Origin of the sequence: Trichococcus patagoniensis (assembly GCF_003051085.1) — a bacterium.
Classification (GTDB): Bacteria; Bacillota; Bacilli; order Lactobacillales; family Aerococcaceae; genus Trichococcus; species Trichococcus patagoniensis.
On sequence record NZ_QAOM01000002.1, the window covers coordinates 172,302 to 194,448 of the forward strand.

The 22,147-nt window shown below is 50.8% G+C and carries 20 protein-coding genes; 13 read left to right on the forward strand and 7 right to left on the reverse strand.

All coding sequences use genetic code 11. The features are described from left to right. The first annotated feature begins 14 nt into the window (after positions 1-14). The 5 genes from C8U37_RS02045 to C8U37_RS02070 all read left to right on the forward strand — a co-directional run bounded on the left by C8U37_RS02045 (position 15) and on the right by C8U37_RS02070 (position 9,156). Positions 15-1,121, forward strand: coding sequence for a glycosyltransferase family 1 protein (locus tag C8U37_RS02045; RefSeq protein ID WP_245879738.1), 1,107 nt, complete (start codon positions 15-17; stop codon positions 1,119-1,121). Then, positions 1,118-2,188 carry a hypothetical protein gene (locus tag C8U37_RS02050; protein WP_108031630.1) on the forward strand — a complete coding sequence of 357 codons (1,071 nt, stop codon included), beginning with the start codon at positions 1,118-1,120 and terminating at the stop codon, positions 2,186-2,188. Before C8U37_RS02045 ends, C8U37_RS02050 begins: the two co-directional genes overlap by 4 nt. A gap of 20 nt (positions 2,189-2,208) precedes the next feature. Beyond that, a complete protein-coding gene (locus tag C8U37_RS02055; protein ID WP_108031631.1) occupies positions 2,209-3,261 on the forward strand; it encodes an EpsG family protein in 1,053 nt (350 codons plus the stop codon). 174 nt (positions 3,262-3,435) lie between these two features. Continuing rightward, positions 3,436-5,901, forward strand: coding sequence for a GW dipeptide domain-containing protein (locus C8U37_RS02060; RefSeq protein ID WP_170100159.1), 2,466 nt, complete (start codon positions 3,436-3,438; stop codon positions 5,899-5,901). A 282-nt stretch (positions 5,902-6,183) separates the two neighbouring features. Beyond that, the gene (locus C8U37_RS02070) at positions 6,184-9,156 is read left to right on the forward strand and encodes a GW dipeptide domain-containing protein (RefSeq protein WP_108031634.1); all 2,973 of its coding nucleotides are present in this window, start codon (positions 6,184-6,186) and stop codon (positions 9,154-9,156) included. Between the two features lie 230 nt (positions 9,157-9,386). Here C8U37_RS02070 and C8U37_RS02075 read toward each other — a convergent pair whose 3' ends face one another. Then, the gene (locus C8U37_RS02075; protein WP_108031635.1) at positions 9,387-10,091 is read right to left on the reverse strand and encodes a metal-binding protein ZinT; all 705 of its coding nucleotides are present in this window, start codon (positions 10,089-10,091) and stop codon (positions 9,387-9,389) included. Between the two features lie 601 nt (positions 10,092-10,692). Then, positions 10,693-11,319 (reverse strand): FMN-dependent NADH-azoreductase, encoded by a 627-nt coding sequence (locus tag C8U37_RS02080; protein WP_108031636.1) that lies wholly within the window; start codon positions 11,317-11,319, stop codon positions 10,693-10,695. 194 nt (positions 11,320-11,513) lie between these two features. Here C8U37_RS02080 and C8U37_RS02085 point away from each other — a divergent pair, with 194 nt between their 5' ends. From C8U37_RS02085 to C8U37_RS02095, 3 genes are all read left to right on the forward strand, one after another. Continuing rightward, the gene (locus tag C8U37_RS02085) at positions 11,514-12,671 is read left to right on the forward strand and encodes an acyltransferase family protein (RefSeq protein WP_170100160.1); all 1,158 of its coding nucleotides are present in this window, start codon (positions 11,514-11,516) and stop codon (positions 12,669-12,671) included. Positions 12,672-12,745: 74 nt separating this feature from the next. Then, on the forward strand, positions 12,746-13,720 hold the full coding sequence (locus C8U37_RS02090) for a glycosyltransferase family 2 protein (protein WP_108031638.1): 975 nt from the start codon (positions 12,746-12,748) through the stop codon (positions 13,718-13,720). Beyond that, entirely contained in the window at positions 13,713-14,108 is a 396-nt protein-coding gene (locus tag C8U37_RS02095; protein ID WP_108031639.1) for a GtrA family protein, read from the forward strand. The genes C8U37_RS02090 and C8U37_RS02095 overlap by 8 nt, the downstream gene beginning before the upstream one ends. Before the next feature lie 248 nt (positions 14,109-14,356). On the opposite strand, the gene C8U37_RS02100 is transcribed toward C8U37_RS02095, so the two are convergent. After that, positions 14,357-15,118, reverse strand: a complete 762-nt coding sequence (locus C8U37_RS02100; protein WP_108031640.1) for an SDR family oxidoreductase — start codon at positions 15,116-15,118, stop codon at positions 14,357-14,359. 167 nt (positions 15,119-15,285) lie between these two features. Here C8U37_RS02100 and C8U37_RS02105 point away from each other — a divergent pair, with 167 nt between their 5' ends. The 4 genes from C8U37_RS02105 (at position 15,286) to C8U37_RS02120 (ending at position 18,491) form a co-directional block, all read left to right on the forward strand. Beyond that, positions 15,286-15,936, forward strand: coding sequence for a YdcF family protein (locus C8U37_RS02105; protein WP_108031641.1), 651 nt, complete (start codon positions 15,286-15,288; stop codon positions 15,934-15,936). A gap of 352 nt (positions 15,937-16,288) precedes the next feature. Further along, positions 16,289-17,518 (forward strand): AAA family ATPase, encoded by a 1,230-nt coding sequence (locus C8U37_RS02110; RefSeq protein WP_108031642.1) that lies wholly within the window; start codon positions 16,289-16,291, stop codon positions 17,516-17,518. Next, complete coding sequence (locus tag C8U37_RS02115; protein WP_108031643.1) at positions 17,508-18,122, forward strand: RloB family protein; 615 nt, start codon at positions 17,508-17,510, stop codon at positions 18,120-18,122. Before C8U37_RS02110 ends, C8U37_RS02115 begins: the two co-directional genes overlap by 11 nt. Before the next feature lie 108 nt (positions 18,123-18,230). Continuing rightward, positions 18,231-18,491 carry a hypothetical protein gene (locus C8U37_RS02120; protein ID WP_146161797.1) on the forward strand — a complete coding sequence of 87 codons (261 nt, stop codon included), beginning with the start codon at positions 18,231-18,233 and terminating at the stop codon, positions 18,489-18,491. Positions 18,492-18,824: 333 nt separating this feature from the next. Here the strand turns inward: C8U37_RS02120 and C8U37_RS14730 are convergent, their stop codons facing one another. The 4 genes from C8U37_RS14730 to C8U37_RS02140 all read right to left on the reverse strand — a co-directional run bounded on the left by C8U37_RS14730 (position 18,825) and on the right by C8U37_RS02140 (position 20,819). Continuing rightward, a complete protein-coding gene (locus tag C8U37_RS14730) occupies positions 18,825-19,535 on the reverse strand; it encodes a LysM peptidoglycan-binding domain-containing protein (protein ID WP_108031645.1) in 711 nt (236 codons plus the stop codon). A 155-nt stretch (positions 19,536-19,690) separates the two neighbouring features. Then, a complete protein-coding gene (locus C8U37_RS02130) occupies positions 19,691-19,924 on the reverse strand; it encodes a DUF2922 domain-containing protein (protein ID WP_068622645.1) in 234 nt (77 codons plus the stop codon). Between the two features lie 57 nt (positions 19,925-19,981). Further along, positions 19,982-20,188, reverse strand: coding sequence for a DUF1659 domain-containing protein (locus tag C8U37_RS02135; protein ID WP_068561036.1), 207 nt, complete (start codon positions 20,186-20,188; stop codon positions 19,982-19,984). A gap of 91 nt (positions 20,189-20,279) precedes the next feature. Further along, entirely contained in the window at positions 20,280-20,819 is a 540-nt protein-coding gene (locus C8U37_RS02140; RefSeq protein WP_108031646.1) for a sigma-70 family RNA polymerase sigma factor, read from the reverse strand. 273 nt (positions 20,820-21,092) lie between these two features. On the opposite strand from C8U37_RS02140, the gene C8U37_RS02145 reads away from it, so the two are divergent. Continuing rightward, positions 21,093-22,034 (forward strand): competence protein ComK, encoded by a 942-nt coding sequence (locus C8U37_RS02145; RefSeq protein ID WP_108031647.1) that lies wholly within the window; start codon positions 21,093-21,095, stop codon positions 22,032-22,034. Positions 22,035-22,147: the final 113 nt, after the last annotated feature.

The following is a 22,147-nucleotide window of genomic DNA, read 5'->3' on the forward strand; positions in this document are numbered from 1 at the left end:
GGAGAACTACACTAATGACTCAACCTGAACGTGTCCTGCATTTCCAGGGCAGAATGGGAAAAGGCGGCGCGGAAACCTTCATGATGAACGCCTACCGCAATATCGACCGCTCAAAGTTTCAATTCGATTTCGTCATCTATGAAGAATTTGCTGATGTGCGTCCTTACCATGACGAAATCGCTGCATTGGGGGGCAAGATTTTCGTCGTGCCGAACCCTAATAAGCATCCATTAAAATACATCAAAACCGTCAGCAAACTGCTGCAGGAGAACCAAGTCGATATCGTCCATAACGAAATCTTCTTCGGCGGCGGCCTGAACTTGTGGCTGGCTGCCAAAGCCGGCGTCAAACAGCGCATCGCCCACAGCCATGCGACTTCCGACGGTAAGGGCAACCGATTCCCGTACAGCGTCGTGCGCCCAATTTTCAACAGTTTGATGATGAAATATGCGACTGATTTCATTGGCTGTTCGGATGAGGCCGGCGTTGGCCTTTTCGGCAAGGAACAGCCTTTCGTTATGCTTCCGAACGGCATCGACCTGGACCGTTACCGCAATGTGCCGGTGACGAAGGCAGAGATGCATGCGCAGTTGGGCATTCCGCAAGATGCTTTCGTGATCGGACACATCGGCCGCTTCGAGGAACAGAAAAATCACCGGCTGCTGCTGAAAATTTTTGCGCACATCCTGAAGAAGCACCCGAACACGTATCTGCTGTCGGTCGGGGCCGGCAGCCTGGAAGCAGAGATCCACGGCTTGGCCAAGGATCTGGGCGTATCCGAGCATGTGCTCTTCTTGGGGGAACGCGAAGATATCGCCGAGCTGCTGAAAGCGATGGACGTCTTCCTGTTGCCTTCGTTGTATGAAGGTTTGCCGATCGTGGCGGTGGAAGCGCAGGCCGCCAACGCCAAGTTGGTGATGTCGACGGAAGTCTCGGAGGACACGGTGTTATCCGAGAATGTCCGTTTTGTGCCGCTTGATGCGAGTCTGGACATTTGGGAAGCCGAAGTCATGGGAGAGCCGAAAGGCAACCGTCCAAAACCGGAAATGGAAGCTTTTGACATGCGGAAGACCGCAAAAGCGCTGGAAAAAATATACGACGCGAAGGAGGCCTCTGCATGATGCATTTACCCACCCTAAAACAAACAAAAGAATTTTTGCAGGATAACAAAAAGACGATCTTCGGGACTGCTTTAGCACTTGTCCTCCTGTATGCACTGGCGATCGCCTACACGCTGTTCAGTGATGATAAAGTCGAAGAAATCAAGAAAATTGATCCGGGCACTGGATTGGAACTGCAGTTGATCACGGACACTGAATACAAAGCACTCTTAGAAGATGCCGTACGTTTCGATTTCTATGTAGAAAATACGGAAGGCTATGCTTTCACGAATTTTAATCTGTTGGAAGCAGTGCTGTTATCGCCAAATGTCTATGAAGCGATTGATTCGGTGGAGCCGATCGTTGCAACTGATGAAATCGAAGCGATGGAGGAAGGCGACATTCCGGCGAATTACATGATTGATGTGGATACGGATTATGATACGAGTGAGTTGCACATCACTGTAGGGACAGGGGATGAAGCAAAGAATGAAGCCATCGCAACAGTCCTCTATAAAGCAATGCAAGAGGGAACGATCCCATTCTTCGAAAACAAGAGCATCTACCTGTTGTCCGAACCGCATGTTGTCCAACTGGATAAAGGTCCGGAGCAGACAAATGAAACAGGAAGTACTAGCATGTTGCTGTATCTTGTCATGGGAGCCGGACTGTTCATCGCTGGTTTATTTTTGGGCATGCTGTTGGGATTCTTCCGACTATTCTTCAAGAAGGAAATCACGGATGTGTTCAATTATCGCATGAGCGATGATGATACCGTGCTCGACTTGTCCCATACGACTGCTACAGCTCAGGAAGCCGCTTTGGCGCATGGAATCCAACATCCGGCTGCGGCCCGCAAGCTAGTTTTGTCAGAGCAGCCGTTGCCTACTGACGTACAGAAACTTCTGGAGCAGATGGAAGGCACGCCATACGTATTCGCGCAATCCGTCCTTTCGGCAGACCCACTGTTGAGTTTCGATGAAGTCATCATCGTTTCCCGTAAGAACGGCACGACGAAGGATTGGTACAAGAACCAACGCACGCTATTGGAAAATTACGCGACTCCAATCAAAATCATCTTAGTCTAGCATTGGAGGAGGAATAATGGATGGCTCTCTATGTCTTTACCTTCATCACTTTGATGCTGCTCAGCCTTGCTGAAGTGTTCTATGACAACAAAAAAATCGTCCTGATCGGAGGCGGTCTCTTGGCTATCTTGGCTGGATTCCGCTATTACTCGGGTTATGATTTCGTTTCTTATTATTACTTTTTCTATGATTTGACCGGTTTGTCGGACGTCTTCAACGGCAGCATCGACTCCGAACCGGGCTACCTGCTGTTGAACTATCTTTTCCTGAAGCTGGGTTTGAATTATTATGCGTTCATTCTCTTCTTCGCGTTCCTGAGCATGGGGCTGTTGGTCAATTATCTCTACAAGAATGTCCCATATCCGTCCCTGATTCTTTTCTATTATTTCTCGCGCTTCTTTTTGGCGAGGGATATGGGGCAGATCCGCGGTTCGATAGCGAGCATCATCCTGCTCTATTCGGTGAAGTACATGAAGCAGAAACAGATGTTCCGCTTTCTGGCCGTTGTGGGGCTTGCTTCTCTGTTCCATATTACTGCGCTCATCTTCATCGTTGGCTACATCTATGAGAACTATCTTTATGACGGCAGCAAGCTGCAGGTGCTGATGCTGTTCGGTTTGGCGGTCGCTGCCGGAATTGTTGTGCAGATGCCGCAGCTTTACTTGTGGGCGGTACCGGACCGCTATGCTCCCTACTTTACGAATCCAGCCTATACCGGCGGACAATGGCTGATGAATCCGGTCCTGTTGATGCAGCTGCTAATCTTCTTCGGGACACTGTTGTTCACGAATGTCCGCAAGGATGAAAAATACCGGACCTACCATAATCTCTATTTCCTGGCGTCGTTGATCCTGATCGCTTTCGGGAATCTGGCGACGGTAGGGGGGCGTCTGAGTTCGCCTTTTGCGACCTATGAGATGTTCGTGGCGCCTTATTTCATCCTGAACTTCACGAAGAACAAATTGGTCAATCTGATTTTCTGCTTGGGATTCACGGTCATCATCTTCCTGCTAATCTTCATCCTGTCAGGTGATTACGCCTACTTTATCCCGTACGATACGCTTTTGAATTAAACACAGTCTCTCCGATTTCCTGTTTGGCTAGGGAAATCGGAGAGACTGTTTTGCTTTTTGACGGTTGAAATATCTGCTCGAAAAACAAGGTGTCATCCAGATTGAAAAATGGTAAGATAACCTTGTATTGTTCAAAATAATTGAATGGATTCATTATCTGGTTGGAGGGGTAAAATGAAGAGAATGTTTCATAATAATGCTTGGGATTGGCGCAGGGCTTCTATGGTAGGGGCTGTGCTTTTGGCTTTAGGCACGTTCAATATTCCGGTCGCTAAGGCTACTGATATAGATGGCGTAACTGCGGTTTCAGAAACGGCTTACGTCCAGATTCTATCAACGACGACTGTGAATTACGAAGCTACGGTAACGCGCGGTATCGACGGAATAAACACACTTCCTTGGGGGACGCAAGGGTATCAGACGATCGGATCCAGCTCGAGTTATCTCGGGAAAACGGTCACCGTCAGCCAAGAAAAATTGACCGATAACGGTGTGACCTGGACTTTGATTTCCTTGGATGGCAAGGAAATCGGTTGGATCGCCAAGGACGCTTTGACTGAGCCGACTTATCTGGCTGTGCTATCCACGACAACTGTTGATTATCCGGCGACAATCACGCGCGGCACTGATGCGATCAATACAGCGCCATGGGGCACGAAAGGGTTCAAGACTCTAAGCCATAGCGCCGCTTATCTAGGCAAAAGCGTGACCGTCAGCCAAGAAAAAGTATTGGAGAACGGCGTGACGTGGGCGTTGATTTCCTTGGATGGCACGCAACTAGGCTGGATTGCCAAGGACGCTTTGACTGAGCCCACTTATTTATCGGTTTTATCAACCACAACTGTGGATTACCCGGCAACGATTACGCGCGGAACGGATGCAATCAATACAGCGCCATGGGGTACACGCGGGTTTAAGATTTTGGGCCAGAGTGCGGCGTACCTAGGCAAAAGCGTAATTGTCAGCCAAGAAAAAGTTGTCGAGAATGGTGTGATATGGGCGCTGATTTCGCTCAATGGCACCCAATTAGGCTGGATCGCCAAGGATGCCTTGACCGAGCCGACCTATGTGCAGATTTTGTCTACTACCAATGTGGATTATGAAGCGACAATCATCCGCAACTCTGATGCGATCAATTCGCAGCCGTGGGGCACGAAAGGCTACAAGACAGTCAGCAACAGCAGCACTTACGTGAACAAGCAAGTGACCGTTAGCCAAGAAAAAGTAGCTGACAACGGAGTGACTTGGGCATTCATCACTTTAGACGGCATCCAATTGGGATGGATAGCTAAGGATGCTCTGAAACCGGTCATATATGTGCAGATTCTTTCGACTACAGATGTGAATTATCCGGCTACGGTAACGCGCGGTGGGGACGGCATCAACACGCAGCCATGGGGAACAAGAGGGTATCAAACCATCGGCACCAGCTCGGACTATCTGGGCAAGCAAGTGACCGTCATCCAAGAAAAAGTGGCTGACAATGGAGTGACGTGGGCTTTTCTTTCGATTGATGGAAACCAGATCGGCTGGATTGCGAAAGCTGCCTTGACCGAACCAAGTTATGTCCAAGTCGTATCTTCGAAGACCGTTTCATATCAAGCAACTATTTTTAGAGGAACCGATGGCATCAACACATTGCCATGGGGAATGAAAGGCTACAAAACAATCGGATATAGCTATACTTATCTGGGACAAAAAGTCACTGTATCAAAAGAGCAAGTAACGGATAATGGCGTGACTTGGGCTTTGATTTCCATCAATGGAAAGGAACTCGGTTGGATTGCGAAGGATGCGCTCTTCAATAAGGTTGTCACAACGACCGACACTTTCTATAAAGCGACGATCACACGCGGTACGGACGGTATCAACTCTTTGCCGTGGGGGGTAGAAGGCTACCAGACTGTAGGCTACACTTCAAGTTATCTTGGTTCCGGTGTAACGGTCAGTCAAGAAAAATTGACCGCGAATGGTGTCCGTTGGGCATTAGTTTCCCTGAACGGAAAAGTATTAGGGTGGATCGCGAAGGACGCTTTGACGGTTGCTGAATTGAACCACACAGTATTCCTTGACCCGGGTCATGGCGGCTGGGAAGCCGGCGCGACATACAGCAGCGTGATGGAAAAAAACATCAATCTGGCTGTTTCGAATAAGGTGAAAGCGAATCTGGAAGCGTTGGGATTCACGGTCATCATGTCGCGCATAACGGATACCTACGTTGGTTTGTTGGAGCGTTCGGAAGAAGCGAATGCATCGGGAGCGGATATTTTTGTCAGCATCCATCACAATGCGATGCCTGGAAATGCGACTGTCACCGGAATCGAGACATATTACTATCAATACGACTCCGACTATCCGCCGATCATCAATGAAGAAATGCACAATGATCCGACACGCATTCTGGAAAGTGCCCATTTGGCTTCGGCGATCCAGAATTCCTTGGTAGTGAATACGGGCGCGATCGATCGCGGCGTGCGTCGGAACACATTCGCTGTTCTGCGCGAAACGGCTATTCCTGCTGTGTTGCTCGAGTTGGGTTACATGAGCTCACCGACCGAATTGGCAAAATTGACTACGACCAGCTATCAGACGACTTTGGCAAAAGCAATCACTGTAGGGATTGTGGCTTATTTCAATTAGGGTTACTAGCTGGGAGCCGGAAGATATCATCCAAGATGGATGTGTCTTCCGGCTTTTTTTACGGTAATACATTCAAGCATGAATGCGGGGCCAGCTCCGGCGAAGCCGTCGTTCACCGGAGCACAGCTTCCGGTGATCCGCTATCAAGAGCAGTGATGCGGCATCTGACCGAAAGCGCTTGTAATGAAAAAGTAATGATGCGTTATTCGTGCTGGATGATATAATGAACGTATGGGATTTAACGGAATTTTAAGAAAATATCGATAGATATGGAGGGTTAGTATGAAGATTGTTCAACAAAAATACCTACGAACTTATATCGCTTTATCAAGCGTTGCCGCAAGCTTACTTGTCGGAAACAAGATTGCTTTTGCCGAAGAAGGGTATGGCACCACTGCAACCTTGGCGCCGATCGAATCAACAAATCCGGTCCTTCCTGTGCAGCAAGCGGATGAGCTGCCGGTATCAGCAGAATTACCAACGGAAGAAGAAACAGAAGCTGCAACAGAAACTGCATCATCGATACCGGTCGAAACCATTTTGGATGACGGAATTTACGGAACCAATCAGCTCTCTGGAACAACCCAACCGAACGCATACGTGGTTATTTGTGCAGAAGAGAGCAAGGTTGGCGAGCAAACCGCTGATGAAGCCGGAATTTTTACGGTTGCGTTGGAGAGCGTTCCGGAAGGGACAACCGTTTTGCAGGTGAAAGTCTATAAGGATGCCACCCAAACGATCTTGTTGAGCGAATCGGATTGGCTGGTGCCCGCAGCGGAAGGAACGGAAGAGGGGACTGCAGTGGATGCGGAAGACCCACAAGCAAATCCGACAGATCCGTCTTTACCGACCACTGAAAATGAAACCGCTTCAACGGTTGGGGAGGAACCTGTAACGGATTCGGCCCCTGAGGTGGCGCTCGGAACCGATGACAGCAGCGCTGAACCAATCGGAGAGACCGACTCGGGATCGGCATCCGCTGATGCCGAAGAAACGGCTCAAGCCCCGCTGATGACAGCAACTGCCGCTACCGCCACAACCACGACTGTCGTCGAGGAAGCGAAAGGCACTTGGTATTATTACGTCCAATCCGGCGATACGCTGCAGAAAATAGCCACTCATTACAGCACGGATGTCGCTAGTTTGACGCGCTGGAACAGTCTGACGAGCACTCTCATCAATATCGGACAGCTGTTGAGCGTCAATGGCACGAATGCCTATACGGAAATCGACAAGGAGACGCGGACGTTCGCCACGACGGCGGAATTCGTGAACTATCTCGGGCAGTACGCCACCGAAATCGGCAACGACTACAATCTGTACGCTTCGGTCATGGTCGCCCAAGCTTCGCTAGAGACCGCTTATGGAACCAGTAAACTCAGTACGGTCGGCAACAATCTTTTCGGCATCAAAGGGTCCTACGCCGGCAATTCGATCGTGATGCGTACGTGGGAGGAAGAGAGCGACGGGTCGATCATCTGGATCGATGCCTTCTTCAGGCTGTACCCTTCCTATTATGAATCGATGATCGATTATGCGGAAAAACTGCGCAATGGCGTCAGCTGGGATGCGAATTACTACAAAGGTACCTGGAAGGAAAATACGACCAGTTATCAGGATGCCACACTGTATTTGACTGGGCGTTATGCGACGGACTCTTCCTATTATATCAAGCTGAATGCCATCATCAGCGCTTATGATCTGACCAAGTTCGATGGACCGAAGACGGTGGCAGTGAATTACAACGCAATCGTAGCGAGCACAAACTTTTCAATCGACAGTCTGCCGTGGGGGACGCTAGGCTACAAATATTTGGAGCCTTGTTCCAATTATTACGGCAAGGAAATTGCGGTCACGAAGCAAACCGTGGATGGACAGTACGCGTTTATTTCCTGCGCCGGCAAAGAACTGGGCTGGATCGACAGGGATGCGCTGAAGAATTTTTACACCGTTCCGGCAAGTTATTCGTTGCCAATCATGAACAGCGGGTATTCGATCGATTCGATGCCGTGGGGTGAGCCGGGCTACGCTCATGTCGGCGACACGGCGGCTTACTACGGGAAATTGGCGACGGTCGTCCGGGAAACGGCCAACGGAGTCTATGCCGAAATCTCGGTCGACGGGGTCAAACTGGGCTGGATAGACAAGCGGGCCTTCAACGCGGCTTTCCCGAGCTACAATGCAGTTATCCGCAAGGGCAACTATTCGATCGACAGCTTGCCGTGGGGGACTTCCGGCTACCGGACGCTCGACTGGAGCAGCTCTTATGTCGGCAAGACCGTCACGGTGATCGGAAAATCGGCTGACGGCGCCTACCTGTGTTTGGCCTACAACGGCTCGCCGCTGGGTTGGGTGGATTACCGCGCTTTCGAGAGCTTCGATGCTACGGCTGCTTATTATTCGGCGGTCGTTTCCGGCACGAACTTTTCGATCGATAGCCAGCCATGGGGCGAAGCAGGTTATGTTTATCTGGATTCTTCTTCGAATTATTACGGAAAAGAAGTAATTGTGACGCGCAAAACGGCGAATGGTGCGTACGCGTATATTACGTTTGACGGGAAGCCTCTGGGTTGGATCGACAGCAAGGGTCTGCAGAACTTTTCGACAGTCGCCGCGAGTTACAGCCTGCCGATCATGAACGGCAATTATTCGATCGACAGCTTGCCGTGGGGAGAGCCAGGTTTCGTCAAGATTGCCGATGCAGCGGCTTATTTCGGGAAATTAGCTACTGTGCTGCGGGAAAGTGTGGACGGTGCCTATGCGGAGATCGCCATCGACGGACAACGGATCGGCTGGATCGACAAAAGGGCCTTCAGCAATGCGCGCCAGGTTTCCTATTACGCCGGTATCTCGGGCCAAAATTATTCGATCGACAGCCTGCCATGGGGAACAACAGGGTATCAACTGCTGGACAGCACGAACAACTATTTGGGCAGCCTCGTGAAGGTCGTAGCGGAATCAACTGACGGGAATTACAAGCTGATCCAGCTGAACGGCCAGAACTTGGGCTGGGTCGACTACCGCGCTTTGGCGGCTTTGAATACAAAAGCGGTGAATTACGCCGCCACGATCCGCTCGGTCGGCTATTCGATCGATAGTCTGCCATGGGGGACGCCTGGCTTCACGATGCTGGGGCTGACCAGTTCCTACCTGAATACATCTGTTCAGGTCATCCAGGAATCGGCGGACGGCTACTATGCGCTTGTGACGCTGAACGGCAAGACGCTGGGCTGGGTCGACAAGCGGTGTTTATGACCGTATGATAAAAAATCTCCGGCAAGCAGGCGCTTGCCGGAGATTTTTTTGCGAGTATGCGTGGCAGAGCGCCAGCTCCGGCGAAGGAACCGTTCACCGGAGCTGGACAGCGAAATCCGGTTCATCCTCCGGTGAAGACCCCCTCGCCGGAGGAGAAAGCCGATAACAGCAGTCAACTCCGGCGAAGCCGTCGTTCACCGGAGCACAGCTCCCGGTGACCCACTTTCAGATCAGTGATGCAGCATTTCCTCAAGGATTTCCGCTCCGTCCAGCCCGTCCGGATAGAAAGTCGGCCAGTTGTCCATCTCCTGCAGCAGCGCTTCGTGGTTTTCGTCGCCCATGTAAATGTGGTAGTGCGCGGAAGCTGTCGGTTCGATAATGTGGTCACTGAATTGGATGTAACGCGGTGCATCTTGGGTCGCATCCGTCAACTCGAACAGATAGCGGACGCCTTTCTTTCCGGATTCGTAGGTCAAAATTTGGTAGCCGCTGGACCGGTAGGTGCCGGTACGTATGGTGTCGCCGTCATGGAACGTAATGGTGTCAGCGCTGATGACGATTTCATCAACCGTTGTCTCGTAGCCAACTGTGTAATATTCCTTGTATTCCTCTGCGGTCTTTTCACCGGTATCCTCGGCTTTATCCGCGAAGACGCTGTCCAGTGTGCCGTCCAAAAGGTAAGGGTAGACCGATTGCCATTCGCCTTCCCAATCGCTCAAAGGGCGATCGGCGACTTGGCTGTCTTCAAAAATGCCGTTGGCCGCATCAATTGTCGCCTGGTCCTGCAAGTTGACGGGCGCTATCGTGATTTCGGCAGCAGCAGGTTCACTGGATGTCGCGGATTCTTCGGTTTCCGGGTCGTTTTGGCAAGCCGCCAAGCTCAACACGAGCAGGCTGCCGATCATCCACTGGGTTGTTCTATGTTTTTTCTGCATTTTGTCCTCCTGAAAAATAAATGATAGCAAATCGAAATGATTACGTTTTGTATTATTGCATAGTTGTGCGAAGGCTGTCAACAATAAATACAATGATTTTGTCAATCCGATGTCAGGATTGCGATTGCGGAGCGCAACGAAGAAGCTAGCAGGAGGAAGACTCCGGTTTGCGTCCGTTCCTCCGGTGAACGATCCGCTCACCGGAGAACGCCGGTAACAATCGGACTTACCTCCGATAAAGCAGTGCTTATCGGAGAACACAAGCAGAATGTGGGCCGAACTCCGGCGAAGCCTGCGTTCACCGTAGAAGAGCAGTTGCAGATCCAGATTTCTGCAATGAAGGTTTGGATCTGCGTTCGAATTTAGGGTGGAATTCCCCGCCAAAGTGGTGTTGGCGGGGAATCTCATGTTTTCTGCGGACAATTTTCCCCGCCAAGGTAGTTTTGACGGGTTTTCTGACTGTGATTTGATCTGAATTTCCCCGCTAAGGTAGTTTTGGCGGGGAAATTCTTAGCATCGATTCAATCACCGCATAAAGCAAAAAGGGTACATCAAAACCAGAATGGTATTTTCTGGTTTTGATGCACCCCGCTAGTTATGATTATAGTGATTTTGCTAATGCTGTAACTTTAGCAAGACCTTCTTCGATGATTGTTGCAGCTTGATCAGGAACAGCTGCGTGTCCTTCGATGATGACTTCGCCGATGATTTCCATGCCGAAGACGCCAGCAAAAACGTTGCGCATGTAGTTGACGCCCATGTCCATTGGAGACATTTCAGGAGACGAGTAGACGCCGCCGCGTGCGTTCAGAAGGATGACTTTCTTTTCAGGCATCAAAGCAACCATTGTGCCTGTTTCGTCATATTTGAAAGCAAAGCCAGCTGCGAAGATGTAGTCGATGAATGTTTGCAATTTAGCTGGAATCGTCAAGTTCCACAATGGGAATGCGAATACGATCACGTCAGCTGCGGTTACAGCGTCCATTGCTTTTTGTTTTGCTGCCAAAAGGCGTGTTTCGATGTCAGTCAATTCTTCGCCGACAGCCATTTTGCCGTAAGCGCCGAATAGGTCCTGGCCCAAGTAAGGCATATCTTCTGAAAAGACGTTGTAAGTTGTGATGTTCAATTTATCATTTTCTTTGGCTGCTGCCAAAAAAGTTTCGTACATTTTTGAAGAAATCGCTTCTTCTGCGGGTCTGTTGTTTCCTTTTACTACTAAAACGTTCATGTGTGTTCCTCCACTTATGGTTGATTTGATGCGGTTTTCGATTCACTTACCGCATGTAAGTACAGTATAACATCTCGGCTTCGAAATATGCATAGGATATGCTCAAAAAAATAAACAGTTTGAAATTTTGTAACATTTGCACTACCATAGGAAGGAATATTTCGATAGTTTTGTTGATAATGGGAGTGAATGATATGCAAAAATCCGGCCAAAGCCAACGGATCGAAATCTTTGACGGCATGCGGGGATTGGCCTCCCTTATTGTCATGATTTTCCACATGGCGGTCTGGACAGTTTATGGTTACAGTGCCAATGAATACAAAATCTTTGCCAATTCCTTTTGGAGGGTGGCGACGCAGACACCATTGAAAATGATCTGGGGCGGCAATGAAGCGGTGCTGGTCTTCTACATCATCGGCGGGTTTGTGCTGGCACGGCCCTATCTGAACGGACGGAAGCTGGACTTCAAGCCGTTCATCATCAAACGCTGGATCCGCCTGATGCTGCCTTATGTGCTTGTCATCGCGGTGACGGTCATCCTGATTGCGCTGTTTGGAGCCTGGAAGCAGGACACGATCGACTTGAGCGGTTCGTTCAACGTGAAATGGAAAAGGGTGCCGAACACGCTGGAGATGCTGTTGTATTTTCTCGGGTATGACTACAATTTGAACATCCTTAGCGGTGCTTTTTGGAGCATGGTCCAGGAATGGCGCTTGTCCTTCATCCTGCCCTTTGTGGCTGTGGCGCTTCACCGCAACCGGACAGGGAAGGTCCTTGGGTATTATGCTGTCCTGCAGTTGGGGATTGAGGCGTTGACGAATTGGGGCATGCAGAGCGACACGGCCTGGTTGGCACAACTGTCGGAGTCGCTCAACCGGACCAATTATTATGCGATCTTTTTCGTGATGGGGGCGGTACTGGCGAAGCATCTTCCCGCCATCCGAGTAGTTGTGCAGGAGCACCGCCGTTTCCGGATCCTTTCGGCCTGGGCGATCCCGTTCTTGATTCCGAGCCAGTGGATCCTGGCGGAGCTCGGTTTGTCGTTCCGGGTGCGGCACACGCTGTTGCTGACGGGGCTGGGCATCATTCTGTTCCTTTTGTTGTGCCTGGAGTCGCCGCGTTTGACGGCGTTCTTCAAATCGAAACCGCTGCTGCTTTTGGGAAGGCTGTCCTTCAGCCTGTACCTGACGCACACGACGTCGATTATCCTCTTTGTGACGTTCCTGGGCCAGGTCATCCCGCCGGAAACGGCGCTGCTGCTTTCGCCGCTGTTCGCTTTGCCGGTGGCCTATCTGTGGCAGAAGAACGTCGAAACCCGATGCCTCGGTTTGCTGAAACATTTCAAGAAATAGACGGTCATCCCGTGTAAATTATGATACGATAAACGAAGCACAAAAATTTTTGAAGGAATTGCCGAGGTGGACACATGTCAAAAGCTATCATTTCCATCATCATTCCTTGCCACAACGAGGAAGAGATGGTGCCGATTTTTTATAAAGAGATCACCGCGGTCAGCGCGCTGCTGCCGGATGCCGCATTCGAACTGATTTTCGTGAATGACGGCTCGAAGGATGCCACGCTGGCGGAGCTGAAACGGTTGGCCGCGCTGGATGAACGGGTGCATTACCTGTCCTTTTCGCGCAACTTCGGCAAAGAGGCGGCGCTGGTGGCGGGGCTGCGCCACGCGACCGGGGATTACGTCGCCGTGATGGATGCGGATCTCCAGGACCCGCCGGCGCTGCTGGTGGAGATGGTTGCCCTGATCCGCACAGGCGAATACGAATGCATCGGCACGAAACGCCTTGACCGCAAAGGCGAACCGCCGATCCGTTCCTTTTTCGCGAGGCAGTTCTATCATTTGATCAACCGCATCTCCGATACCGAGATCGTCGATGGCGCCCGCGATTTCCGGCTGATGACGCGCCAGATGGTCGATGCGGTGCTTGAGATGACCGAATACAACCGTTTTTCGAAGGGAATCTTCAGCTGGGTTGGCTTCGAGACGAAGTACCTGTCCTACGAAAATCAGGAACGGGTCGCCGGCAAGACGACCTGGTCGTTCTGGAGTCTGTTCAAATATTCGCTGGACGGGATTGTGGCCTTTTCCGAGGCACCATTGGCGATTGCGGCCTTCACCGGATTCCTATCGTTCGCGGTTGCGATTTTGGCAGCACTGATCCTGACCGTGCGGACTTTGGTGTTCGGGAACGCAACATCCGGTTGGACTTCGCTCATCGTCATCATCTTGGGGATGGGCGGCTTGCAGTTGCTCTGCTTGGGGATCCTCGGGAAATACTTGGGGAAAACCTTCATGGAGACAAAAAGGCGCCCGCTCTACATTCTGAAGGAGACGGATGTTGCCTTGCCGACTGATCGCAAGGAGGGGCAGGACGATGACTAAACTGATGGCACAAGTGGTGAAATTCGGGATCGTCGGCGTCTTTGCGACCGTATTGGATTTTATTGTTTTGTATGTATTGACCGATTTCATCAGCCTGCATTATTTGACGGCCGCCGCGCTGGCGTTCGTGGCTGCGACTTTGTTCAATTATGCGGCAAGCATGCGCTATGTGTTCACGAGCCGCTTTGGTGAAGCCGAGAAGCGCCAGGAGCTGCTGCTTTTCGTGACGTTGAGCATCATCGGCCTCGGATTGAATCAAGTGCTGATGTGGCTGTTCGTGGAACAAGTCGGGTTTTATTATTTGGTGGCGAAGGTCGCCGCCACTGTGTTCGTGATGGCCTGGAATTTCATTTCCCGGAAAATCTGGCTGGAGGACAAAAACGGATAGCGGACAAGCGAAGTTCTCGAATATTTGAGGGATATTCGATTATTTAAACGCAGAAATGGGCGGGATTCCCGAATGCTCTAGGAACATCCGGGGCTTTGACCTCTCAGTCAGGTCAAAGTCCCGGATATCAAGCATTCATTCGGGCATCTGAAATCTGATGGCCAACCTGAGCTAGGATAGACAAAAACGAATGCGGCTGTCTCCTTTCGGAACAGCCGCATTCGTTTTTATGTGACATTAATCATGCTTCAGTAGCTGGTCCAGCCGCCGTCCGCGGTCACGACTGCGCCGTTGACGAAGCTGGAGTCGTCGGACGCCAGGAAAAGCGCAACGGAAGCGATCTGGTCGGGCATTCCGAAAGCCGGGTTGATCGCCATGCCGACGCCAGTCGTTTCCTGGCCGAATGTGCTGACGGTGCCCATCGACTGGGCGATATTGGTAGCGACGGCTCCAGGCGCGATGGCGTTGCAGCGGATGCCTTTTTTCGCGTACATGAAGGCTGTGTTCTTCGTCAGCCCGATGACAGCATGTTTCGAAGCAACATAGGCGACGCCAGCACGACCGCCGTGTAGGCCGCCGATCGAAGCGATGTTGATGATGTTGCCGCTGCCTTGTTCAAGGAAAAGGGCGATGGCTCTGCGGCTGGCGTACATCGGTCCATTGACGTTGACGGCGAAAACCTTGTCCCAACGGTCATTCGTGACTTCTCCGACCGGTTCGAAACCGTCCATGATCCCGGCGTTATTGACAAGGATATCTAATTTTCCGTAGAGGGCGATGGCGGTGTCGATCATGGCGTTGGTGTCGTGTTCCAGCGAAACATCTGCTTTAAGGGCAGTGGCAGCATCCAGGGTTTCAGCGTTGATTTCGTTTGCGACTTTTTGGGCACCTTCGAAGTTGTAGTCGGCGACGACTACTTTTGCACCCTCCTTTGCGAACCGGCGGCAGATGGCTTCACCCATACCGGAGGCTCCCCCGGTCACGACAGCGACTTTGTTCATCAGTTTCATGTTGTTTTCCTCCTTATGCCTTATTGCTTTAATCATAGCACGATAGCGCTTACAAGTATCGGTTGATGATCACCGCAGAAGAAAAAATACAAAAAGCGATGGCTTATTTCCGCATTTCAGCTAAAATAGAGTGATAATAGCGTGAGGAAAGGGGATGGAAGCGGCAGATGGCAAATTATCCATTCGACAAGGAGCGCAGCCTCCTGAAGACGGACGAATCCACCAGAATAACGATGCTGTTGCTGAATGCGTTTTTGATCGTGACTGCCGTCGCTTTGGCGATCAGCTTCTACATCCTCGCCAATCTGGAAATCAATGAGGAACCGGTCGTTTCCGACATCATCATCGTACCGGAAGGCGCGCCGGAGCGGGGAGTTAAGGCTTCCGAACTGCTGGAGCAAGGCTTTTCCGAATCCGGCAAGATCATCGTCTCGCCGTTACTGGTGGAAGCCGAGCTGCTGCATCTGCAGCCATACGGTGAACTCGGCATGATGGATGAGGACATATTGGCGGATTACCAGGCGACCAGTACCTGGACCAATGCTGTTTTCAGCATCGCATTGATGGAGGATAACGGTTATGACTCCGCGATTGTTGTTTCGAGTGATTATCATATGAATCGGGTCAAGTACAGCTTCGAGAAAGCGGCAAAAGGGAAGGACTTGACGTTCATTTATGTGTCTGCAGGTGGCCCATACGGCTTGCCTTGGATCGAAACGCAACTCGGAAGGAGATTGGCGCAGTATGAGATTTTCAAAACGGTCGGTTACTGGTTGGGGTTATATAATTTCATTGATATCGGGGAAGGCGGCTCATGAATTGGAGTGCGTCTTTTTTTAATATTGTTCGGGTACCCGATCTCCGGCCAGGCAGGGGCTCGCCGGAGATCGAGTGTAGGTTCAACCGCTCGGCTCCGGTGAGGCAAACTTCATCGGAGAACAACGCCTTATCACTACCGCTTCTCCGGTGAGCCAACCGTTCCCCGGAGCTGGCGAGCCTGGACTTTTTCGTTTACTGAGAATTTTGCGGATGCAAACATCCCCCAAACGCCTACAAACCCGCATTCATGTAACCGATCTCATAAACATTCCCCACTTTTGCATTCTTGACGGTTATTCTTAGAAGAAACGCCGCTAGGGTGCTATACTTTTGGGTATAGGAGGTGCGGAAATGCTCGTAGAAATTGTGATGGAAAACTTTTTTTCCTTTAAGGATGAGGCTACTTTTTCGATGGTCGCCAGCCCGATTGCTGAACACCCTGAGTCCGTCTATGGCAAGGACAACATCGCCGTTACGAAATTGGCGACGATCTATGGGGCGAACGCCAGCGGGAAAAGCAACTTGCTGAAGGCGATGAAGATGATCCAGGAAGGCGTTTTGCTGCAGACGTGCACGTCCACGGAATGGCTGAGCCATATCGAACCGTTCCATCTGGATGCGCGCACCGAGAAAAAGGACACGATGTTGGAAGTCAGCTTCCTTTTGGCCGGGAAGCTTTATCGCTATGGTTTTTTCGTCAATCGCAAACGGGTGACCGAAGAGTTTCTCTATCTGGAAGGCGAGGAGCAGAAAGATCTGTTCTTCCGGAATGTGACCGGCGCGATTGTCGGCGGGGAATGGGCCGAACTTTTCCGCCACATCATTTTGGATGATACGCGTTTGGCCTTGTCGTCCTTACTTTACGCACCTGAATCAGCCCAACATCCGGAGTTGAAATTGTTTCTCGAGTGGTTCACGGAGATGCGCATCATCCTCGATACGTCGAAAATTGGGCTGTCCATTTCGATGGCGAAGATGCACCTTTCCAAATACAAGCATAATCTGTTGGCCTTGATCCGCGTGGCCGATCCCACCATTCAGGACATCGTTGTCCATGAACTCGGCAATCCGCGCAACGGCCGGCCGGAATTGGCATTTTTCGTCGTCAAGACCCGGCGCAATGAAGCCGGGGAATCCGAGCCGCATTGCGAAAATTTCCGTTTCCAGGATACCGAATCGGCCGGAACCGTCAAACTGCTGGCGTTGGCCGGTCCGATCATCGAGGCGCTTGAAAAAGGCGGTCTGTTGATGGTCGATGAGATGGATACGCAGTTCCATACTTTGATGACGCGCTATGTGTTGGAGCTTTTTTCCGGCAATACCAACGAAAAGGGCGCCCAGATGATCTATTCGACGCATGACATCACGAATCTGTCCAGCAGCCTTTTCCGCAGGGACCAGGTCTGGTTCGTGGAGAAGGACAGCTACAGCGCGAGCCACCTGACTTCCTTGGTGGAATATCGTTTTGATGACGAGGAAAGGAAGAACAGTTTTGAATTTTACCGCAACTACCTGAACGGCAAATACGGGGCGATCCCGTTCCCGTTGCCGGTGGATTGGTGGGTCGACAATGGAAAATAGAAGAAGAGGCCACAAGAAAAAATTTGAACGGCCGGTTGGAACCAAACGGCCGGAAAAAACATTCCTGATCCTTTGCGAAGGCACCAAGACCGAGCCGAACTACTTCCGCAGTTTTCACGTCATCTCTGCGCAGGTCGAAATCGTCGGGACGGCGATGAACACGATGTCCTTGGTCAACCATGCGCGCGAAGTTATCGATACCCGGCGTGACGAGTATGATGAAATTTGGCTCGTTTTCGACAAGGATTCCTTCGACCGGGATATCTTCAATGAAGCTGTTTTTTTCTGCGAAACGCATTACCGGGAAGGCTTCCGCGCCGCCTACAGCAACGAAGCCTTCGAAATCTGGTATCTGCTGCATTTCGAACTGATCAGAAAATCGATTTCGCGCTTCCATTACCCCGACATGCTGTCGAAACGGCTCGGTTTTTTCTACAAAAAAAATCATCCGCATATGTACAGCGTATTATTATCAAGGCAGCCCGAAGCCATCCAGAATGCCAAGAAACTCTACAGCCAGCGCTCGCCTTCGCCAGCTCGGGACAATCCATCCACGACCGTCTTCATGCTGGTGGAGGAGCTCAACAAACATCTGCGAAAATAATTTAAAAAATTTTAAAAATAAAAAAAGCTGGCGCGAATTATTGCGGATAATACCAGTGTAGGTCTTATCAAGCAACAAAGGCCACTTAACAAGACGAGAAGGGATCGATTGCAAATGTTCATGACACCGGTATTAGGGATGGATTTCACGGAGGACAAGAAAGGGGTCGTCATTCATTTTGTTGAAGACGACGCAGTGGCGGAGGAGTATCTGTTCGAGACAACGGATGAGGCGGCCGCTTTTTTCAGGAGTTGCCAAAACTTGTGCGATGAGGTCAAAGAGGAACCGCTAGAGGTCCAGTATGCCATCATCAGAGAGTTTTTGGATCTGGATATCGGTAAATTCAACTACGAACGCGCAGATTATTGATGAAAGCCACAAAAGAAGGCCAGCCCCTGTTTGATTGGGGGCTGGCCTTCTTTTGTGGTTTAGACTATTTTATTGAGAGGAGCGGCGGTTCACCGGAGTACAGCGTAGGAATCCGTGCGTAGCTCCGGTCAGGCCGTCGCTCGCCGGTAGACACCGGTAATAATCGGCCTCAGCTTCGGCGAAACCTGCCTCATCGGAGTAGACAGTCAAAAATGCGGGCCGAACTCCGGCGAAGCCTGCGTTCACCGGAGAAGAGCATTTAATGCACATTCAACGGCACCGGCGGCAGCGACACCGCTACATCCGCAGGTGATGCGGATGTAGCGGTGCCGTTCAGTATTGACGCACCTTCAGTTGCTGGCCGATCAAAATCAGATCACCAGACAGCTGATTCAATTGTTTCAGCGTAGCCGGGGTTGTTCCGTACTTGCGCGACAGCCCCCAGAGTGTGTCGCCTTTGACGACGCGGTGCAACAGGAACGTGCCTGGTGCGCTCGTAAGCGGAGGCAGCGCGGAGAGGCCGGCTTCGATATCCTGACGGAACCGGGCCTGCGATATACCCCAACTCGCGAGGTAGCCATCCGGATCGGTATGGTTGGTTCCGCCGACAGTTTTCGAAACCCAGGAATGGGTTTTGATGCCTTTGTCATGCACGCTCGCTCCGCTGTTCAGCGTGCAGGGGATTCCTGCTTCCAGCGCCAATTTCTGCAGCAGCCAGACATAGGCTTTATAATCCTGTTCAAAGATGGTCCGGCTATTCGTACGCGCCAACTCGACTTGGGCATAGGCATAGCCGTTCGCTTTCGGGCCGACGCCCCATTGGACTTTGCCGGTGTTGGCGATCTGGATTATTTTCCCGCCTCCGCCGACCCAATGGGAAACAAAGGCGTTTTGCCAATTGCGCTGCATGTAGGCGACTTCGTTCTCGAGGCTGTTGCGTCCGACGTTGTTCGGGTTGCCGGATTCATGGGCGATGATCAGGTTGCTGGCGTTGAGCGGATTCTGATAGATGGAAAAAATCCGCTTTTCGATTGTGTAGTTCATGTGTGTTCCTCCTCGTGTTTGTTGATGCGGTAGTCTCTAAAAGGGCCAGGGGATCAGCGACAAAAAGGGTGCCTCCAATGAGACACCCTTGGGCGTTGTTGATGAAAACTTAAGCTGTCCAGCAGTCCAAGCGGCTTGTGCTGCTTTTCTTATGCTTATTCGGCTTCGGCGATCAGGTCAGTGATGGTGCGTTCCACGTAGCGGGCGCTGTTGACTGCCGTGAAGGGGTTGATGCCTTTCACTTCGAACGCGTTCAGGCCGATGATGGCGTCCATCGCCGGTTGCAGTTCAGCGGATGTCAAGCCGCTTTTCGGGTTCTTGACACTCAAGTTGCGGGTTTTCCCGTCGGCCGTCAAAAATTTCAATTCCAAGGTTACTGTTGTCGTCATGTTCATTTCCTCCTAGATGTCTGATGGTTAGTGATTATCGAGCTGCTTTCGGTTGGCTTAGGCGATGGAGTAGCGGTTCTTTTCGACAACGACTGCGTAAGCAGCAGGCAGGTCGACGAGACCGGATACGGCTGATTGGAAGGATTGGACCTGTTCAGCGGTGACGCCTGGTTTCAGGTTCGCGAATGACTGTTTGACTTCCTTCTCGTTTGCAAAATCATTGAAATAAAGCTCGATGTTTCCTTCTTCGTATTGTTTCACCATTTGGCATTCCTCCATTTTCTTTTCTGGTAAGTGTCATGACTGCTTACACCTATAACGACGAAGGGGGATAGGCAATGTGTAACCCCGTCTTTCAGCCCTTCAGAAAAGTGCGGACTTTGGTTTGGATGTGGCGTCTTCTTTTGTAGATCGTTTTGCGCGAAAGCTTTTGTTTCTTGGCGATTTCGGTGATGTTCAGGCCATCCAGTGCGTCACGCAGGTAGGCATTCTCCTCGGCGGTCAGACAGGCGGAAAGGCGTTGCAGCAAATCCTCCTGCTCCAGCTGGTCTTCAAACGAAACGGCGTTGGGGATTTCCTCCAATTCCGCTTCGGAAAGGTAGGCTTCGCGGCTCGTTTTTTTTTGGTCCTTGCGGATTTGATCCAGGAAGATCCAGTGGATTTTTTGTTTGGCATAGCTGACGAACAGAAAGCTGTTCTCGCTTGCGAGCGCGTCCTTTAGGCAAGTTTCGTACGTGTCAAAAAGGGTGATCAGCCCCAATTGGTAGAAATCGTCGTAGTCGTTGTGGTCCGGATACCGATTGATTTTGTTCAGACAATGATGGATGACACCCGCGTACAGTTCGCTCAATAGGGTGGCGGCTTCATCAGTGCAGATTCTTTTTTTCGTATTCATGGCTTTGCCTCCGTAATGTAGTGGCTGGCGTGATGCAGGGCGTACCCTGGCATGCTCATCACGGCCTCGGCAAGCTTGCTGATGCCCATATTAGCGTTGCGGGTGCATCCGGGTCAAAACGGCAAATCCGGCAATAATTGGGACAAAAGTGATTGGATCGATAAGTTTGACTGTTATTTTTCAATTAACTAAAAAAATGTAAGCGTTGATATTTCGTTCGGCATCAAATTAGTGTATATTTTGAAGGTAAGCATTCCTATTTGGGGGGATTTTATGGAAAACAAGACAGCAAAAAAGTATCGTAAAGAACTGAAGCGACAATCGGAGCGAGCGCTTGATCCTGAGATGTTGGAGACGATCATTTCGCATATGCGTTCCTCATTGGAGGTGTCCTTTGCGCACAAAAGCCAGAAAAAAGAGGAGCCGGAACCATTCTTGGTATTGCTCGATCCGGAAAGCATCCAGTCTTATTTGGAGCGTGCCTGGGCCTTGGACCGTTTTGTGCTGGACAACTCTTTTCTGTACATACTCAGCCTTGATGCGCAGATTCATCGGACGGATTTTCGGACGCTCATCTTTTTCAAAGACGGCCGCCTCATCAAGACGCGCGAAAACAGCAACAGTGTGATGTTCTCCTTGTTTGAACTGATCGGCTTCGATTATGATTTCATTCGGGGCATCTCCACGCGTGTCAACGGCAAAGATTCCCATTGCGTTCCCTATATTTTTGGGAGGTATCGGTTTTTGCCTTTGAACGGTCCGACCCGCAAAAACAGTTCCTGGATCAATCTTTCAAAGGTACTGCACTCTCAGGCGCTGAAAGGGGAAAAAGGAGTGGAAGTCCATTGCGTCAATCAGCATGTTTTCCAGCTTCCGGTGCGTCCGCAATTTTTCACCGAAAAAGTCAAACAGGCCGGCCAGAGTGTCCACCGCCAAGACCACCTGTTGCGCAGCGTTTTAACAAATTTCGATTACGGCGATGGACGGAAAGAAGAACGCGAGCACAATCTGTTGGGCAATGCGCTGCACGCCAATGCCGCTCGCCTTTCCACGATTTCGATGGAGGAATATATCCGGATTTTTCAGTTTTCTTTGGCTGAAACAGCTTTGCGGCATCCTTCGTTGCGTGACAATCCGGTGACTGAGGAGGCGCTACATTTGCTACGGGAGAATCTGTACGGAGATCTGCCCCATCTCAGGAATGCACCGCTCTGATCAGCGATGCCGAGTAATGATTTGTATGATGGGAAAGTAGGCTATCATTTGTGATTCAGGTGGAAGTATTTTACAATGAGTTCAAAGAACAAATCTTCAGTCAAGGGAGGAAA

Bases quoted from the DNA above. Each gene is read 5' to 3' on its own strand.
- C8U37_RS02095 (WP_108031639.1), top strand. From the start codon at position 13,713: ATGACTAAACTGATGGCACAAGTGGTGAAATTCGGGATCGTCGGCGTC.
- C8U37_RS02045 (WP_245879738.1), top strand. From the start codon at position 15: ATGACTCAACCTGAACGTGTCCTGCATTTCCAGGGCAGAATGGGAAAA.
- C8U37_RS14730 (WP_108031645.1), bottom strand. From the start codon at position 19,535: ATGAACTACACAATCGAAAAGCGGATTTTTTCCATCTATCAGAATCCG.
- C8U37_RS02075 (WP_108031635.1), bottom strand. From the start codon at position 10,091: ATGCAGAAAAAACATAGAACAACCCAGTGGATGATCGGCAGCCTGCTC.
- C8U37_RS02130 (WP_068622645.1), bottom strand. From the start codon at position 19,924: ATGACGACAACAGTAACCTTGGAATTGAAATTTTTGACGGCCGACGGG.
- C8U37_RS02145 (WP_108031647.1), top strand. From the start codon at position 21,093: ATGGAAAACAAGACAGCAAAAAAGTATCGTAAAGAACTGAAGCGACAA.
- C8U37_RS02085 (WP_170100160.1), top strand. From the start codon at position 11,514: ATGCAAAAATCCGGCCAAAGCCAACGGATCGAAATCTTTGACGGCATG.
- C8U37_RS02100 (WP_108031640.1), bottom strand. From the start codon at position 15,118: ATGAAACTGATGAACAAAGTCGCTGTCGTGACCGGGGGAGCCTCCGGT.
- C8U37_RS02090 (WP_108031638.1), top strand. From the start codon at position 12,746: ATGTCAAAAGCTATCATTTCCATCATCATTCCTTGCCACAACGAGGAA.
- C8U37_RS02070 (WP_108031634.1), top strand. From the start codon at position 6,184: ATGAAGATTGTTCAACAAAAATACCTACGAACTTATATCGCTTTATCA.
- C8U37_RS02050 (WP_108031630.1), top strand. From the start codon at position 1,118: ATGATGCATTTACCCACCCTAAAACAAACAAAAGAATTTTTGCAGGAT.
- C8U37_RS02140 (WP_108031646.1), bottom strand. From the start codon at position 20,819: ATGAATACGAAAAAAAGAATCTGCACTGATGAAGCCGCCACCCTATTG.
- C8U37_RS02105 (WP_108031641.1), top strand. From the start codon at position 15,286: ATGGCAAATTATCCATTCGACAAGGAGCGCAGCCTCCTGAAGACGGAC.
- C8U37_RS02115 (WP_108031643.1), top strand. From the start codon at position 17,508: ATGGAAAATAGAAGAAGAGGCCACAAGAAAAAATTTGAACGGCCGGTT.
- C8U37_RS02060 (WP_170100159.1), top strand. From the start codon at position 3,436: ATGAAGAGAATGTTTCATAATAATGCTTGGGATTGGCGCAGGGCTTCT.
- C8U37_RS02055 (WP_108031631.1), top strand. From the start codon at position 2,209: ATGGCTCTCTATGTCTTTACCTTCATCACTTTGATGCTGCTCAGCCTT.
- C8U37_RS02135 (WP_068561036.1), bottom strand. From the start codon at position 20,188: ATGGTGAAACAATACGAAGAAGGAAACATCGAGCTTTATTTCAATGAT.
- C8U37_RS02080 (WP_108031636.1), bottom strand. From the start codon at position 11,319: ATGAACGTTTTAGTAGTAAAAGGAAACAACAGACCCGCAGAAGAAGCG.
- C8U37_RS02110 (WP_108031642.1), top strand. From the start codon at position 16,289: ATGCTCGTAGAAATTGTGATGGAAAACTTTTTTTCCTTTAAGGATGAG.